This is a genomic window from Streptomyces thermospinosisporus (genome assembly GCF_039526425.1).
Classification (GTDB): Bacteria; Actinomycetota; Actinomycetes; order Streptomycetales; family Streptomycetaceae; genus Streptomyces; species Streptomyces thermocarboxydovorans.
In genome coordinates this window covers 1-14,963 of record NZ_BAAAIZ010000057.1, presented here as the reverse complement: position 1 = coordinate 14,963, position 14,963 = coordinate 1, and the positions used below count along the sequence as shown (strand labels likewise).

The following is a 14,963-nucleotide window of genomic DNA, read 5'->3' as shown; positions in this document are numbered from 1 at the left end:
GTCAGTCAGTGGCTGGGCCACGATCACCGGAACCTGAGTATCAGCATCAATGTCAGTGGCGGGTCGTACCGTGGAAGACATGCGGCCCGTTTCCCAGATCGAACGCACGGTGGCGCCCTTCGAGGTCGTCAGCCCCTACCAGCCGAGCGGTGACCAGCCGGCGGCCATCGAGGAACTCGCCCGGCGCATCGAAGCCGGCGAGAAGGACATCGTCCTGCTCGGCGCGACCGGTACCGGCAAGTCCGCCACCACCGCGTGGATGATCGAGAAGGTACAGCGCCCCACGCTCGTGATGGCGCCGAACAAGACCCTGGCCGCTCAGCTGGCCAACGAGTTCCGCGAGCTGTTGCCGAACAACGCGGTCGAGTACTTCGTCTCGTACTACGACTACTACCAGCCCGAGGCCTACGTCCCGCAGTCGGACACCTACATCGAGAAGGACTCCTCGATCAACGAGGAGGTGGAGCGGCTGCGCCACTCCGCGACCAACTCGCTGCTCACCCGGCGCGACGTCGTGGTCGTCGCCTCCGTCTCCTGCATCTACGGCCTGGGCACGCCGCAGGAGTACGTGGACCGCATGGTCCCGCTGCGCGTCGGCCAGGAGATCGACCGGGACGAGCTGCTGCGCCGCTTCGTCGACATCCAGTACACGCGCAACGACATGGCCTTCACCCGAGGCACCTTCCGGGTCCGCGGTGACACCATCGAGATCTTCCCGGTCTACGAGGAGCTCGCCGTCCGCATCGAGATGTTCGGCGACGAGATCGAGGCGCTGACCACGCTCCACCCGGTGACCGGCGAGATCGTCAGCGACGAGCAGCAGCTGTACGTCTTCCCGGCCTCCCACTACATCGCCGGCCCCGAGCGCATGGAGCGGGCGATCAACGACATCGAGAAGGAGCTGGCCGAGCGCCTCGCCGAGCTGGAGAAGCAGGGCAAGCTCCTGGAGGCGCAGCGGCTGCGCATGCGCACCACGTACGACATCGAGATGCTCCGCCAGATCGGCACCTGCTCCGGCGTGGAGAACTACTCGATGCACTTCGACGGCCGCCGGCCCGGCTCCCCGCCGAACACCCTGCTGGACTACTTCCCGGAGGACTTCCTGCTCGTCATCGACGAGTCGCATGTCACGGTCCCGCAGATCGGCGCCATGTACGAGGGCGACGCCTCCCGTAAGCGCACCCTCGTGGAGCACGGCTTCCGGCTCCCCTCCGCCCTCGACAACCGCCCGCTGAAGTGGGAGGAGTTCCAGGAGCGCATCGGGCAGACCGTGTACCTGTCCGCCACGCCCGGCACCTACGAGATGTCCCGCTCCAAGGGGGTCGTCGAGCAGATCATCCGCCCCACCGGCCTGGTCGACCCCGAGGTGGTCGTCAAGCCCACCGAGGGCCAGATCGACGACCTGGTGCACGAGATCCGCAAGCGCGTCGAGAACGACGAACGGGTCCTGGTCACCACGCTCACCAAGAAGATGGCCGAGGACCTGACCGACTACTTCCTCGAACTCGGCATCCAGGTGCGCTATCTGCACAGCGACGTCGACACCCTGCGCCGGGTGGAGCTGCTGCGCGAGCTGCGCAGCGGCGAGTACGACGTGCTGGTCGGCATCAACCTGCTGCGTGAGGGCCTCGACCTGCCCGAGGTGTCCCTGGTGGCCATCCTGGACGCCGACAAGGAGGGCTTCCTGCGCTCCGGCACGTCGCTGATCCAGACCATCGGCCGGGCCGCGCGCAACGTCTCCGGCCAGGTCCACATGTACGCCGACAAGATCACCCCGGCGATGGCGAAGGCCATCGAGGAGACCAACCGCCGCCGGGAGAAGCAGATCGCGTACAACCGGGCGAACGGCATCGACCCGCAGCCGCTGCGCAAGAAGATCAACGACATCGTCGCGCAGATCGCCCGCGAGGACATCGACACCGAGCAGCTGCTCGGTTCCGGCTACCGCAAGGCGCGCAAGGACGGCGGCGGCACCAGGACCCCCGTGCCCTCCCTGGGCAAGGCGGCCAACTCCGCCAAGCCCGCCAAGAGCTCCAAGGCCGCCAAGGGAGCCAAGGGAGCCAAGGGCAAGGCGGCCGAGACGGTGCCGACCGACCGCCCTGCGGCCGAACTCGCCGAACAGATCGAGGAACTCACCGCGCGCATGCGGGCGGCGGCCGCGGATCTGCAGTTCGAGATCGCGGCCCGGCTGCGCGACGAGGTCGCCGAGATGAAGAAGGAGCTGCGCCAGATGCAGGAGGCCGGTCTGTCCTGACCGGGCGCCTCAGAAGCGCACAACAACCCCGGTCCGCACGGACTGTGTTGCAAGACCGACACAAAGTGCGGACCTGGGTACATCACTGTCAGTGCCCCTGCGTAGGGTTCTCGGCAACCGCGTTCCGCGGCAACAGGGGAAAGCTCGAGAGGGGAATCAGCGCGTGACCGTCAACATGACCAAGGGTCAGGCCATCAGTCTGCAGAAGAACGACGGCGGCAGCCTGACCGCGGTCCGTATGGGTCTCGGCTGGCAGGCGGCCCCTCGCCGCGGCCTGTTCGGCTCGCGTACCCGGGAGATCGACCTGGACGCCTCGGCCGTCCTCTTCGCCGACAAGCAGCCCGTCGACGTCGTCTTCTTCCGCCACTTGGTGAGCGACGACGGCTCGGTCCGCCACACCGGCGACAACCTCGTCGGCGGTGTCGGCCAGGGCGGCGACGACGAGGCCATCCTCGTCGACCTGTCCCGCGTCCCGGTCCACATCGACCAGATCGTCTTCACCGTGAACTCCTTCACGGGCCAGACCTTCCAGGAGGTGCAGAACGCCTTCTGCCGCCTGGTCGACGAGACCAACGGCCAGGAGCTGGCCCGCTACACGCTGGCCGGCGGCGGCGCCTACACCGCCCAGATCATGGCCAAGGTGCACCGCGCGGGCACCGGCTGGACGATGACGGCCCTCGGCACCCCGGCCAACGGCCGCACCTTCCAGGACCTGATGCCGGCGATCCTGCCGCTCCTGTAATCACTCAGATCACGGGCCCGGAGACCGGGCACCGATCGGGCCGGGCGGCGCCGACCAGGTCGCGAAGGCGCCGCCCCGGCCCTGCGGCGACCGGTCCGATCCTCGGACCCGGCAGCCGCACAGGCCGCACAGGCCACACCGGCCGCGCACGGCGGACCGCCAGGCGGCACACGACACTGCCCACGCGACCACGCGACACAGGGGGACAAGGCGATGACGGCCGAGCTGGTGCGGGGACAGAACCACCCGCTCTCCCAGTCCCGTCTGGAGATCCGGATCTCGGCCGGCACTCCGATCGTGGCCGCGGCCGCACTCGGGGACGAGGCCGGGCGGATCAACGGGGTGGAATGGGTGGCCCACCCGGGAGCGCCCACCCAGCACGGCCTGGAGGTCTCGCGGCAGGCGGCCGCCGAACACCGCCTCGCGGTGGACCTGGACGCCATGACCGAGGCCGTCCACCGGGTCAGCGTGCTGCTCGCCCTCCCCGCCTCGGGCGGCGGCGCCGGACCCGCCCGCTTCGGCTCCGTCGCGGCCCCCTTCGTCGCCGTCACCGGCCTGGACGGCACCGAGCTCGCCAGCTACACCATCACCGGCCTGGAGGCCGAGTCGGCCGTCATCGCGCTGGAGCTCTACCGGCGGCAGGGCGCCTGGAAGGTGCGCGCCGTCGGCCAGGGGTACGCCGGCGGTCTGGCCGCACTCTTCAGCGACCAGGGCCTGGACCAGGCCCAGCAGCTGGCCGGCAGCATCCACGAGGCCGTGGCCCGGGGGCTCGCCCGCTCCGTGCAGGCACCCCCGCCGCGCACCGCCGAAGGTGACCGTTCCCGCCACGCCGCAGCCCCGGCGGTCGGCCCGGACCAGGGCGCCACCGCACCCCAGGGCACACCCGCCGCACCCACGTACGGCGGGCAGCCGGCCGGCATGCCCGGCCAGGGCGGCGGCCAGCCGCCCTACGGCGGCTCCGGCGCGCCCGAGCCGAACCCCGCGCCCACCGGCAGCCCGATCAACTACCGCCACCCCGGCCGGCAGACCGCCGCCCCGCCGCCACCCCCGCCGACCGCGCCCCCGGCCGAGCCCGGCCGCCCGGCCCAGCCCGTCGCGGGGGACGCCACCGGCTGGTCCATGGAGGAGCGGCTCTACAACCAGGTCTGGGGCATGTTCGAGGACCTGGCCCGCACCACCGCCGCCTACCGCAGCGCCGTCGACTTCGCCGAGTCCCGCATGGACAAGGAGCTGGAGCAGGTCCTGTCCGACCCGCGCAGCCGGATCGGCGGTCAGGCCGACGCCGCGCGCGAGGCCGCCCGCGCCCGGCACGCCCAGCTCGTCGACCAGGCCCGCGAGGCACTCGACCGGGACATCGCCCAGCTCGTCGCCGAGTCCGACGTGGTCGAGCCGGCGCTGCCTCCGGCCTTCGCCCGCTGGGACAACCCCGTCTGGCACGCCTACAAGGTGCCGATGGAGATACCGATGGCCCTGCGCCTGGGTGATCTGCATCTGCCGGAGGCCGAGCGGCTCCGCATCCCGATGCTGCTCCGCCTGCCGCTGGAGCGCGGCCTGTGGATCGACAGCGGACGGGCCGAGTCCCCCGACGGCTCCTTCCACGACTCGCACGAGATGCGCCGCCTCGCCATGGACACCGCGGTGGCGCACGCGGCCCGGCTGCTCGCCGTCTACCCGGCCGGCGAGTTCACCGTGCACGTCATCGACCCGGCCGGGTCCGGCGCGCAGGCGCTGGCGCCGCTGACCCAGACCGGAGTGCTCACGTTCCCGCCCGCCCAGGGCGCGGCGGGAGTGGGGGAGACGCTCGGCCGGCTCACCCAGCGGGTCGACCTGGTGCAGATGGCGCTGCGCGGCGGTGCACCCGACGCCCTGCCTCCCGGCTTCGACATGTCCCAGCAGCTGCTGATCGTCAACGACTTCCCGCACGGCTTCGACGACCGGGCCGTCAACCAGCTGCGCTACCTCGCCGACGAAGGCCCCGCGGTCGGGGTGCATCTGATGATGGTCGCGGACCGCCAGGAGTCCGCCGGCTTCGGCCCGCTGCTCGATCCGCTGTGGCGGTCGCTGCTGCGGCTCACGCCGGTCGCCGACAACCACCTGGCCGACCCCTGGGTCGGGCACGCCTGGACGTACGAGCCCACGCTCGTGCCGGCGGGCAGCCAGGTGCTCCACCAGGTGCTCACCAAGGTCGCCGAAGCCCGCCGCGCCTGGAACCGCTGACGGGCCCCGGGCAGCTTCCCGGCTTCACCGCACTCACTGATCAAGGATCCGTAAAGCCGCGTCGACCTGCTCACTTGTACCTTCTTTTACTCACGCCTTTACCAATCCTTGGTGAAGCGGGTATGGTTCTTGGCACGGAGGGGAGTACTCCCCGTCTGTGCGGCGACCCCGTCAATACGGATCGGACCAGATCCCGGGGCGTCGGCCCGAGGTTCACTTACCGCGCCCCTCATCGCGCGCGAACCCGGGCGGAAGAGACCTCCGGCAGCGAAGACGCTGACTCTTGCCCAGTGACAAATCTGCCGGAGGCGCAGTGGATGTTTCCCTGACCCTGTGGGTCCTGACGATCGCGGGCCTCTGCCTGCTGATCGCCGTCGACTTCTTCATCGGCCGCAAGCCGCATGACGTATCCATCAAGGAAGCGGGGATCTGGACCGTCGTCTGGATCGCCCTGGCCGCCCTCTTCGGGATCGGCCTGCTGGTCTTCGCCGGAGGCGCACCCGCCGGCGAGTTCTTCGCCGGCTTCATCACCGAGAAATCGCTGAGCGTCGACAACCTCTTCGTCTTCGTCCTGATCATGGCGAAGTTCGCGGTGCCGTCGCAGTACCAGCAGCGGGTGCTGCTCGTCGGCGTGCTCATAGCGCTTGTGCTGCGCGCCGTGTTCATCGCCGCGGGTGCCGCGATCATCGCCAGCTTCGCCTGGGTCTTCTACATCTTCGGCGCCTTCCTCATCTGGACCGCCTGGAAGCTCATCCAGGAGGCGCGGGCCGAGGAGCAGGACGAGGAGTACGAGGAGAGCAAGCTGCTCAAGGCCGCCGAGCGCCGCTTCGGCGTGGCCGACCGCTACCACGGCACCAAGCTGTGGATCCGGGAGAACGGCAAGCGGGTCATGACCCCGATGCTGGTCGTGATGCTGGCCATCGGCACCACGGACGTGCTGTTCGCCCTGGACTCCATCCCCGCGATCTTCGGCCTCACCCAGGACCCGTACATCGTGTTCACGGCCAACGCGTTCGCCCTGATGGGGCTCAGGCAGCTGTACTTCCTCATCGGCGGCCTGCTGAAGAAGCTGGTCCACCTCTCCTACGGGCTGTCGGTCATCCTGGGCTTCATCGGAGTGAAGCTGGTGCTGCACGCGCTGCACGAGTCGGGGGTCCACACCCCCGAGATCAGCATCCCCGTCTCGCTCGGCGTGATCTGCTCCGTCCTGATCATCACCACCCTCACCAGCCTGCGCGCCTCGCGGAAGCAGGCGGCGGCCCATGCGGCGGGGGGCGGTGCCGAGAGCCCCGAGAGGAAGAGCGTCGATGTCTGACCGCTCTCCGCGCACGCACACCGCGCGGACCCCGTACGAACGGGTGCGGGGCCCGTGGACCTCTGGGACGATCGCCTCATGATCGAGCGGCTCAGGCCACTCCTGTCCCAGTGGACGATCCTGGCGCCGGTGCTCGCCGTGGTCCTGCTGATCTTCACCTGGGGCCGCGATCTGCCCGGCCTGGTCGTGGCACTGGCGACGCTGATCCTCGCCTCGGCCGTGCTGGCGGCCGTGCACCACGCCGAGGTGGTGGCCCTCCGGGTCGGCGAACCCTTCGGCTCACTGGTCCTCGCCGTCGCCGTCACGGTCATCGAGGTGGCGCTGATCGTCACGCTGATGGCCGACGGCGGCGACAAGAGCGCCACCCTCGCCCGTGACACCGTCTTCGCCGCGGTGATGATCACCTGCAACGGCGTGGTCGGGCTGAGCCTGCTGGTCGCCTCCCTGCGGCACGGCACCGCCATCTTCAACCCCGAGGGCACCGGCGCCGCGCTCTCCACCGTCGCCACCCTGGCCACGCTCAGCCTGGTGCTGCCCACCTTCACGACGACCAAGCCCGGCCCGGAGTTCAGCTCGGTCCAGCTCACCTTCGCCGCGGTCTCCTCGCTGATCCTCTACGGCCTGTTCGTGGCGACCCAGACCGTGCGGCACCGCGACTACTTCCTGCCGATCACCAGGCAGGGCGACGTCATCACCGCCGAGCTGCACGCCGATCCCCCCTCCACCCGCGCTGCCCTGATGAGCCTGGGACTGCTGACCCTCGCCCTGGTGGGCGTAGTCGGCCTCGCCAAGGGGGTCTCGCCCACCATCGAGTCGGGCGTGGAGGCCGCCGGACTGCCGCACGCCGTCGTCGGTGTGATCATCGCGCTGATGGTGCTGCTCCCGGAGACGATCGCCGCGGTGCGCGCCGCACGCCGCGACCGCGTGCAGACCAGCCTCAATCTGGCGCTCGGCTCGGCGATGGCCAGCATCGGCCTGACCATCCCCGCGGTCGCCCTCGCCTCGCTCTGGCTCTCCGGCCCCCTCGTCCTCGGCCTCGGCAGCACCCACATGGTGCTGCTCGCCCTGACCGTGGTGGTGGCCGCCCTCACCGTCGTCCCCGGCCGCGCCACCCCGCTCCAGGGCGGAGTCCACCTGGTCCTGCTCGCGGCCTACCTGGAACTGGCGATCAATCCGTAGCAGCGCACCGCCCTGCCCGAGGGTCGAACGGTGCCCGGTGGGCCGGTACCGCACCGTGATAAACCGTGTGCAGCGGTGGCTGCCGCCACCGCATTCCGCCCCGTACGGACCGGAGGAGCCTCACCGTGCCCCGCAGCCTGGCCAGCGCCCCGATCATGATTCTCAACGGACCCAACCTGAATCTCCTCGGGCAGCGGCAGCCGGAGATCTACGGCTCCGACACCCTCGCCGACGTCGAGGCGATGTGCGTCAAGGCCGCGGCGGCCCACGGCGGCACGGTGGACTTCCGGCAGTCCAACCACGAGGGGCAGCTGGTCGACTGGATCCAGGAGGCGCGGCTGAACCACTGCGGTGTGGTGATCAACCCCGGCGCCTACTCGCACACCTCGGTCGCCATCCTGGACGCGCTCAACGCCTGCGACGGGCTGCCCGTGATCGAGGTGCACATCTCCAACATCCACCGGCGTGAGGAGTTCCGGCACCACTCGTACGTCTCGCTGCGCGCCGACGGCGTGATCGCGGGGTGCGGCGTCCAGGGCTACGTGTTCGCGGTGGAGCGGATCGCAAAGCTGGCCGGCGCGGGGCAGGCGGAGGCGTAGCCCCCCGGGAAGCCCCGCCGCCGGCGGGTCACCAGCCGCGGGCGCGCCACTCCGGCAGGTGCGGGCGTTCCGCACCCAGCGTGGTGTCGTTGCCGTGCCCCGGGTAGACCCAGGTCTCGTCGGGCAGCACGTCGAAGATCTTGGTCTCGACGTCGTGCATCAGGCTGGCGAACGCCTTCGGGTCGTTGTGGGTGTTGCCCACACCGCCCGGGAAGAGGCAGTCCCCGGTGAACACATGGGGGTGGCCGTGCGGGTCGTCGTAGATCAGGACGATCGACCCCGGCGTGTGCCCCACCAGGTGGCGGGCGGTGAGCTCGACCTGGCCCACCCGGATCACGTCGCCGTCGTCCACCAGCACGTCGGTCGGCACCGGGATGCCCTCGGCGTCCTCGCGGCCCGCGTAGGTCCGGGCGCCGGTGGCCTCCACCACGGCGGCGAGCGCCTGCCAGTGGTCGGGGTGCCGGTGGGTGGTGACGACGGAGGCGAGGCCGTCGTCACCGATCGTGCCCAGCAGGGTGTCCGCGTCGTTGGCCGCGTCGATCAGCAACTGCTCGTCGGTGGCCCGGCAACGCAGCAGGTAGGCGTTGTTGTCCATCGGGCCGACCGCGATCTTGGTGATCATCAGGTCCTTGAGTTCGTGCACGTCGGCGGGGCCGCCGACCGTCACCCGACCGCTGTACGTCATGGCCGTCAGCCTATAGCGGCAACCGCGCCGCCGTGCGGTTGCCGCGTACATCGCGGTGCCGGGCGGTGTCGGGCGGTGTCCGGCTAGAGCGGCGGCAGCGCGGGCAGGGCGCCGCCCTTCACCCGCAGCGCGGACCCGTCCCGCCGGCCGGCGAGCCAGCCGAGCAGATCGGCGGCCGGTCCCTCCACCTGCAGCGGGCCGCCCTGCGCGCCGCCGCCGGTGGTCCAGGACCGGCCGTCCCCGGCGGCGACGGTCGTCCCCGGCACGTCCCGGTGCCCGGCGAACCGCCGGGTCAGGAAGTCGATCTCCCGCTCCACGAATTCGGCCGGCAGGTCCTCGAGCTCGTACCCGATGCCGAGGTCCACGTGGTGCAGCTCCACCTCGACCCAGCGCCGGAACGGCACCCGGGCCGCCTGGTCCGTGACCCCGTTGCGCAGCTCCACGGTCCGCGACCAGTCCTGCGGAACGGCGGCCGCCTGCCGGAAGCGCTCCGCGCTCTGGCGCAGATCGGCGAGCTGCTCGTCGAGCGGCCGCGGGGCGCCGGCCTCGATGTCGGCCTCGCGCGCCTCCCCGGAGACGTACATGGGCCGCCCCTCGAGGACGTTCACCAGGGCGTCGGCGTTGCGGGCGAGGTGGGCCAGGACGTGGCCGCGGGTCCAGCCGGGAAGCCGTGACGACTGGGTCACAGCCGCGTCGTCCAGGGCGCCGACGGCGGTGAGCAGCCGGTCGGTCGCGGTTTGTACAAGCTCCAGGTCATGAGCGTGATCAATCATGCTGCTGACCCTAGTCGCGCCACACCTTCGGGTGAAGGTGGTGAAGCCGTGCCGTAAATCGAATGCACGTGCTATATGGTCGTGGTTGGCGTCGGGCATGCTGGATGGCCGGGGTTTGTTGTCAACCCGTGAATCCGACCGGCGTTGTCAGTGGCTCCCCCTAGTCTGAGAAAGCACGGGGGCCCCGCCCCTGTCACTTCTCCCAAGAAAGGTGCGGACCGGCGTGGCCGACCGTCTCATCGTCCGTGGCGCGCGCGAGCACAACCTGAAGAATGTCTCGCTCGACCTCCCGCGCGACTCGCTCATCGTCTTCACGGGCCTGTCGGGGTCGGGCAAGTCCTCGCTGGCCTTCGACACGATCTTCGCCGAGGGGCAGCGGCGCTACGTGGAGTCGCTCTCCTCCTATGCCCGGCAGTTCCTCGGGCAGATGGACAAGCCGGACGTCGACTTCATCGAGGGCCTGTCCCCGGCGGTCTCCATCGACCAGAAGTCGACCTCGCGCAACCCGCGCTCCACGGTGGGCACCATCACCGAGGTCTACGACTATCTGCGCCTGCTCTTCGCACGCATCGGCAAGCCGCACTGCCCCGAGTGCGGCCGGCCCATCTCGCGGCAGTCGCCGCAGGCCATTGTCGACAAGGTCCTGGAGCTGCCGGAGGGGAGCCGCTTCCAGGTGCTGTCGCCGCTGGTGCGCGAGCGCAAGGGCGAGTTCGCCGACCTGTTCGCCGACCTCCAGTCCAAGGGCTACTCCCGCGCCCGGGTGGACGGCGAGACCGTCCAGCTCGCCAACCCGCCCACGCTGAAGAAGCAGGAGAAGCACACCATCGAGGTGGTCGTCGACCGCCTCACCGTGAAGGACTCCGCCAAGCGCCGCCTCACCGACTCCGTGGAGACCGCCCTCGGCCTGTCCGGCGGCATGGTCGTGCTCGACTTCGTCGACCTCCCCGAGGACGACCCCGAGCGCGAGCGGATGTACTCCGAGCACCTGTACTGCCCGTACGACGACCTGTCCTTCGAGGAGCTGGAGCCGCGCTCCTTCTCCTTCAACTCGCCCTTCGGCGCCTGCCCCGAGTGCACCGGCATCGGCACGCGCATGGAGGTCGACCCGGAGCTGATCGTCCCGGACCAGGAGAAGACCCTCGACGAGGGCGCCATCCACCCCTGGTCGCACGGCCACACCAAGGACTACTTCGGCCGCCTCATCGGCGCCCTCGCCGACGCACTCGGCTTCCGCACCGACATCCCGTTCGCCGGACTGCCGCAGCGCGCCAAGAAGGCCCTGCTCTACGGCCACAAGACCCAGATCGAGGTCCGCTACCGCAACCGCTACGGCCGCGAACGCCGCTACACCACCGCCTTCGAGGGCGCCGTCCCCTTCGTCAAGCGCCGGCACAGCGAGGCCGAGAGCGACGCCAGCCGGGAGCGCTTCGAGGGCTACATGCGCGAGGTGCCCTGCCCCGCCTGTGAGGGCACGCGTCTGAAGCCGGTCGTCCTCGCCGTCACGATCATGGGCAAGTCGATCGCCGAGGTCTCCGCCATGTCCATCAGCGACTGCGCGGAGTTCCTGGGCGAGCTCAAGCTCTCCGCCCGCGACAAGAAGATCGCCGAGCGGGTGCTGAAGGAGGTCAACGAGCGGCTGCGCTTCCTGGTCGACGTCGGCCTGGACTATCTCTCGCTCAACCGCGCCGCGGGCACCCTCTCCGGCGGCGAGGCCCAGCGCATCCGCCTGGCCACCCAGATCGGCTCCGGACTCGTCGGCGTGCTCTACGTCCTCGACGAGCCGTCCATCGGCCTGCACCAGCGCGACAACCACCGGCTGATCGAGACCCTCGTCCGGCTCCGCGACATGGGCAACACCCTGATCGTCGTGGAGCACGACGAGGACACCATCAAGACCGCCGACTGGATCGTCGACATCGGCCCGGGCGCCGGTGAGCACGGCGGCAAGGTGGTGCACAGCGGCTCCCTCAAGGAACTGCTCGCCAACGCCGAGTCGCAGACCGGGCAGTACCTGTCCGGCAAGAAGTCCATCCCGCTGCCCGAGATCCGGCGCCCCGTCGACCCGACGCGGCAGCTCACGGTGCACGGCGCCCGCGAGAACAACCTCAAGGACATCGACGTCTCGTTCCCGCTGGGCGTGTTCACCGCCGTCACCGGCGTCTCCGGCTCCGGCAAGTCCACGCTGGTCAACGACATCCTCTACACACACCTGGCCCGCGAGCTGAACGGTGCCCGCTCCGTCCCCGGGCGGCACACCCGGGTGGAGGGCGACGACCTCGTCGACAAGGTCGTCCACGTCGACCAGTCGCCCATCGGCCGCACCCCGCGCTCCAACCCGGCCACCTACACCGGCGTCTTCGACCACATCCGCAAGCTGTTCGCCGAGACCACCGAGGCGAAGGTCCGCGGCTACCAGCCCGGACGCTTCTCCTTCAACGTCAAAGGCGGCCGCTGCGAGAACTGCGCGGGCGACGGCACCATCAAGATCGAGATGAACTTCCTGCCGGACGTCTACGTCCCGTGCGAGGTCTGCCACGGCGCCCGCTACAACCGGGAGACCCTGGAGGTCCACTACAAGGGCAAGTCCATCGCGGACGTGCTCAACATGCCGATCGAAGAGGCCATGCACTTCTTCGAGGCGGTCCCGGCGATCTCGCGTCACCTCAAGACGCTCAACGACGTCGGCCTGGGCTATGTCCGGCTCGGCCAGTCCGCGACCACCCTGTCCGGCGGTGAGGCGCAGCGCGTGAAGCTCGCCAGCGAGCTGCAGAAGCGCTCCACCGGCCGCACGGTCTACGTGCTGGACGAGCCGACCACCGGACTGCACTTCGAGGACATCAGCAAGCTGCTGAAGGTGCTGTCCGGCCTGGTCGACAAGGGCAACACGGTCATCGTCATCGAGCACAACCTCGACGTGATCAAGACCGCCGACTGGATCGTCGACATGGGCCCCGAGGGCGGCGCCGGCGGCGGTCTCGTGGTCGCCGAGGGCACGCCCGAGCAGGTCGCCGCGGTCCCGGCCAGCCACACCGGCAAGTTCCTGCGGGAGATCCTCGGCGCCGACCGGATCAGCGACGCCACCCAGGTGAGCGCCCCGCGCAAGGCCCCGGCGAAGAAGACGGTCGCCGCGAAGACCACGACGCGGAGGACCGCCACCAAGAAGGTCGACAGCACGGCGAAGGCGAGCCGGACGACCAAGGCGACGAAGACCGCCAAGGCGACCAAGGCCGCCGCGAAGAAGAGCACGCGCGCGACCAAGGGCTGACCGGCCCGGCACCGATCACCGACCGCGCCCCATGGATCCCGGATCCGTGGGGCGCGGTGCATGGTCGGCCGCTCGCTGGGGGAGGGGGAGTGCCGCCTCGCGGGCTCCTCGCGGGCGGCCTCGCGGAGGAGGGGGGAGTACCCGCGTCGCCTCGCGGGGGAGGGGTGTACCGCCTTGCGGGCTCCTCGCCGGGGAGGGGGAGTGGCGCCTCAGGCGTCGCCCATCTCGTGCGCGTACGGCGGTTCCGCGCCCGCGCGCGAGCAGGTGATCGCCGCCGCGCGGGCCGCGAAGCCGAGGAGCTCCCGCCAGCCCGCCGCACCGAGAGCGGCCAGCTTCTCCGCGCTGAGGGCGTCCCGCACCGCCAGACCGTGCAGCAGCGCCGCGTTCACGGTGTCGCCCGCGCCGATGGTGTCCACCACCGTCACCCGCTCACCGGGCACCGAGTACTCGCCGCCCTCGCGGGTGTGCACGGTCAGCCCCTCGCCGCCGCGCGTGATCACCACCGCCGAGGGACCGGCCGCCAGCCACTCCCGCGGATCCCCGCCCAGCCACTCGGCGTCCTCCGCGGACAGCTTCACCAGCGACACCGACGGCAGCCAGCCGCGGAACCGCGCCCGGTAGGCGTCCGGGTCGGCGATCAGCCCCGGCCGGATGTTCGGGTCCAGCGCCGTGAACACCCCTTGTGCCGACGCCTTGCGCATCAGCTGCTCGTACGCGGACGCCCCCGGCTCCAGGACCAGCGAGCAGGTCCCGAACGACACCGCCCGCGTGCCGGGCGGCAGCGCGTCGGGCACCGTGAACAGCCGGTCCGCGGTGCCCTCCACATAGAAGGAATACGCGGCCGAGCCGTCCGCGCCGACCGTGGCGACGGCCAGCGTCGTCGGCTCGTCGCCGCGCTGCACCGCCGAGACGTCCACCCCGGTGGTACGCAGCCGGTCCAGCAGGGCCTCGCCGAAGGCATCGCGGGAGATCCGGGAGCAGAAGGCGGTCGGGGTGCCCAGGCGCCCCAGGGCCACCGCGGTGTTGAAGGGCCCGCCGCCGAGCGCCGGGGTGAGCGACGCGAGCGCTCCCGTCCCCTGCGGGACCAGATCGATCAGGGCCTCACCGGCTACGACGATCACGAGGAGTTCCTTTCCCGGACGTACGAGAGGGTGCTCAAGGATAGGCAGGCCCGCCCGTGGTGCCACCTGCCCGCACACCCCCTGATCAGCGCCCGGTATCGTCCCGATGTCCGACCCCCGACCCTGGAGAATCCATGCCCGGCCGACCCACCGCGAGCCGCCGAACCGTCCTGCGAGGCGTCGCCCTCGCCCCCGTGGCCGGACTCGGCCTCACCGCCTGCGCCGGCGGCGAGAGCAAGCCCGCCGTGCCGACCGGACCGGTCGAGCTGGGTGCCGAGAAGGAGGTCGCCCGGGGCGGCGCGAAGCTGTACCGGGACCACAATGTGGTGGTCAGCCGGGGCGAGGACGGCACACTCGCGGCGTACAGCACCATCTGCACCCACGCGCGGTGCCCCATCAACAAGCTCGAGGGCACCAGACTGATCTGCTCCTGTCACGGCAGCGAGTTCGACGCCACCAGCGGCAAGGTGCTGCGCGAACCGGCCGTGGCCCCGCTGACCAGGCTCGCCGTCGCGGTCGAGAACGGCACGATCGTCGCCAAGCCGGAAGCCTGAGCGGACTCGACCCCGGGAGGCCGAGGCCGGGGCCGACCCGGGAGGCCGGGGCCGACCCGGGAGGCCGGGGCCGGAAGCCGAAGCCGGGCCCGTGGCGCTGCCCGTATGCCGCCCGCCGGCGCCCGTTCCGTGCCCGCCACCCGTCGCCCGCCACCCGACGCCGGCCCGTCGCCTGCCACCCGACGCCGGCCCGTCGCCTGCCACCCGACGCCGGCCCGTCGCCCGCCACCCGACGCCGGCCCGTCGCCCGCCACCCGAC

General features: G+C 70.9%; 11 protein-coding genes. 8 read left to right on the top strand and 3 right to left on the bottom strand.

What is annotated here, in order from left to right; translation table 11 throughout:
* Positions 1–79: 79 nt before the first annotated feature.
* The 6 genes from uvrB to aroQ all read left to right on the top strand — a co-directional run bounded on the left by uvrB (position 80) and on the right by aroQ (position 8,306).
* A complete protein-coding gene (gene uvrB / locus ABD207_RS19575) occupies positions 80–2,254 on the top strand; it encodes an excinuclease ABC subunit UvrB (protein WP_344014395.1) in 2,175 nt (724 codons plus the stop codon).
* A 163-nt stretch (positions 2,255–2,417) separates the two neighbouring features.
* Entirely contained in the window at positions 2,418–2,996 is a 579-nt protein-coding gene (locus ABD207_RS19570) for a TerD family protein (protein ID WP_344006694.1), read from the top strand.
* Between the two features lie 213 nt (positions 2,997–3,209).
* Complete coding sequence (locus ABD207_RS19565) at positions 3,210–5,213, top strand: TerD family protein (RefSeq protein WP_344014394.1); 2,004 nt, start codon at positions 3,210–3,212, stop codon at positions 5,211–5,213.
* 313 nt (positions 5,214–5,526) lie between these two features.
* Positions 5,527–6,528 carry a TerC family protein gene (locus ABD207_RS19560; RefSeq protein WP_344014393.1) on the top strand — a complete coding sequence of 334 codons (1,002 nt, stop codon included), beginning with the start codon at positions 5,527–5,529 and terminating at the stop codon, positions 6,526–6,528.
* Between the two features lie 78 nt (positions 6,529–6,606).
* Entirely contained in the window at positions 6,607–7,707 is a 1,101-nt protein-coding gene (locus tag ABD207_RS19555) for a calcium:cation antiporter (RefSeq protein ID WP_344014392.1), read from the top strand.
* A 125-nt stretch (positions 7,708–7,832) separates the two neighbouring features.
* On the top strand, positions 7,833–8,306 hold the full coding sequence (gene aroQ, locus ABD207_RS19550) for a type II 3-dehydroquinate dehydratase (protein ID WP_344014391.1): 474 nt from the start codon (positions 7,833–7,835) through the stop codon (positions 8,304–8,306).
* A 28-nt stretch (positions 8,307–8,334) separates the two neighbouring features.
* On the opposite strand, the gene ABD207_RS19545 is transcribed toward aroQ, so the two are convergent.
* Positions 8,335–8,991 carry an MBL fold metallo-hydrolase gene (locus ABD207_RS19545; protein WP_344014390.1) on the bottom strand — a complete coding sequence of 219 codons (657 nt, stop codon included), beginning with the start codon at positions 8,989–8,991 and terminating at the stop codon, positions 8,335–8,337.
* Between the two features lie 83 nt (positions 8,992–9,074).
* A complete protein-coding gene (locus ABD207_RS19540; RefSeq protein ID WP_344014389.1) occupies positions 9,075–9,764 on the bottom strand; it encodes a maleylpyruvate isomerase family mycothiol-dependent enzyme in 690 nt (229 codons plus the stop codon).
* Between the two features lie 223 nt (positions 9,765–9,987).
* Here ABD207_RS19540 and uvrA point away from each other — a divergent pair, with 223 nt between their 5' ends.
* Entirely contained in the window at positions 9,988–13,029 is a 3,042-nt protein-coding gene (gene uvrA / locus ABD207_RS19535; RefSeq protein WP_344014388.1) for an excinuclease ABC subunit UvrA, read from the top strand.
* A gap of 209 nt (positions 13,030–13,238) precedes the next feature.
* On the opposite strand, the gene ABD207_RS19530 is transcribed toward uvrA, so the two are convergent.
* Complete coding sequence (locus ABD207_RS19530) at positions 13,239–14,150, bottom strand: carbohydrate kinase family protein (protein WP_344014387.1); 912 nt, start codon at positions 14,148–14,150, stop codon at positions 13,239–13,241.
* A gap of 134 nt (positions 14,151–14,284) precedes the next feature.
* Here ABD207_RS19530 and ABD207_RS19525 point away from each other — a divergent pair, with 134 nt between their 5' ends.
* Positions 14,285–14,704: a Rieske (2Fe-2S) protein gene (locus tag ABD207_RS19525; protein WP_344014386.1), complete on the top strand. Its 420-nt coding sequence runs from the start codon at positions 14,285–14,287 to the stop codon at positions 14,702–14,704.
* Positions 14,705–14,963 lie beyond the last annotated feature (259 nt).

Excerpts from the sequence above, each read along its gene's own strand:
- ABD207_RS19545 (WP_344014390.1), bottom strand. The coding sequence starts at position 8,991 with ATGACGTACAGCGGTCGGGTGACGGTCGGCGGCCCCGCCGACGTGCAC.
- ABD207_RS19555 (WP_344014392.1), top strand. The coding sequence starts at position 6,607 with ATGATCGAGCGGCTCAGGCCACTCCTGTCCCAGTGGACGATCCTGGCG.
- ABD207_RS19540 (WP_344014389.1), bottom strand. The coding sequence starts at position 9,764 with ATGATTGATCACGCTCATGACCTGGAGCTTGTACAAACCGCGACCGAC.
- ABD207_RS19525 (WP_344014386.1), top strand. The coding sequence starts at position 14,285 with ATGCCCGGCCGACCCACCGCGAGCCGCCGAACCGTCCTGCGAGGCGTC.
- ABD207_RS19565 (WP_344014394.1), top strand. The coding sequence starts at position 3,210 with ATGACGGCCGAGCTGGTGCGGGGACAGAACCACCCGCTCTCCCAGTCC.
- uvrB (WP_344014395.1), top strand. The coding sequence starts at position 80 with ATGCGGCCCGTTTCCCAGATCGAACGCACGGTGGCGCCCTTCGAGGTC.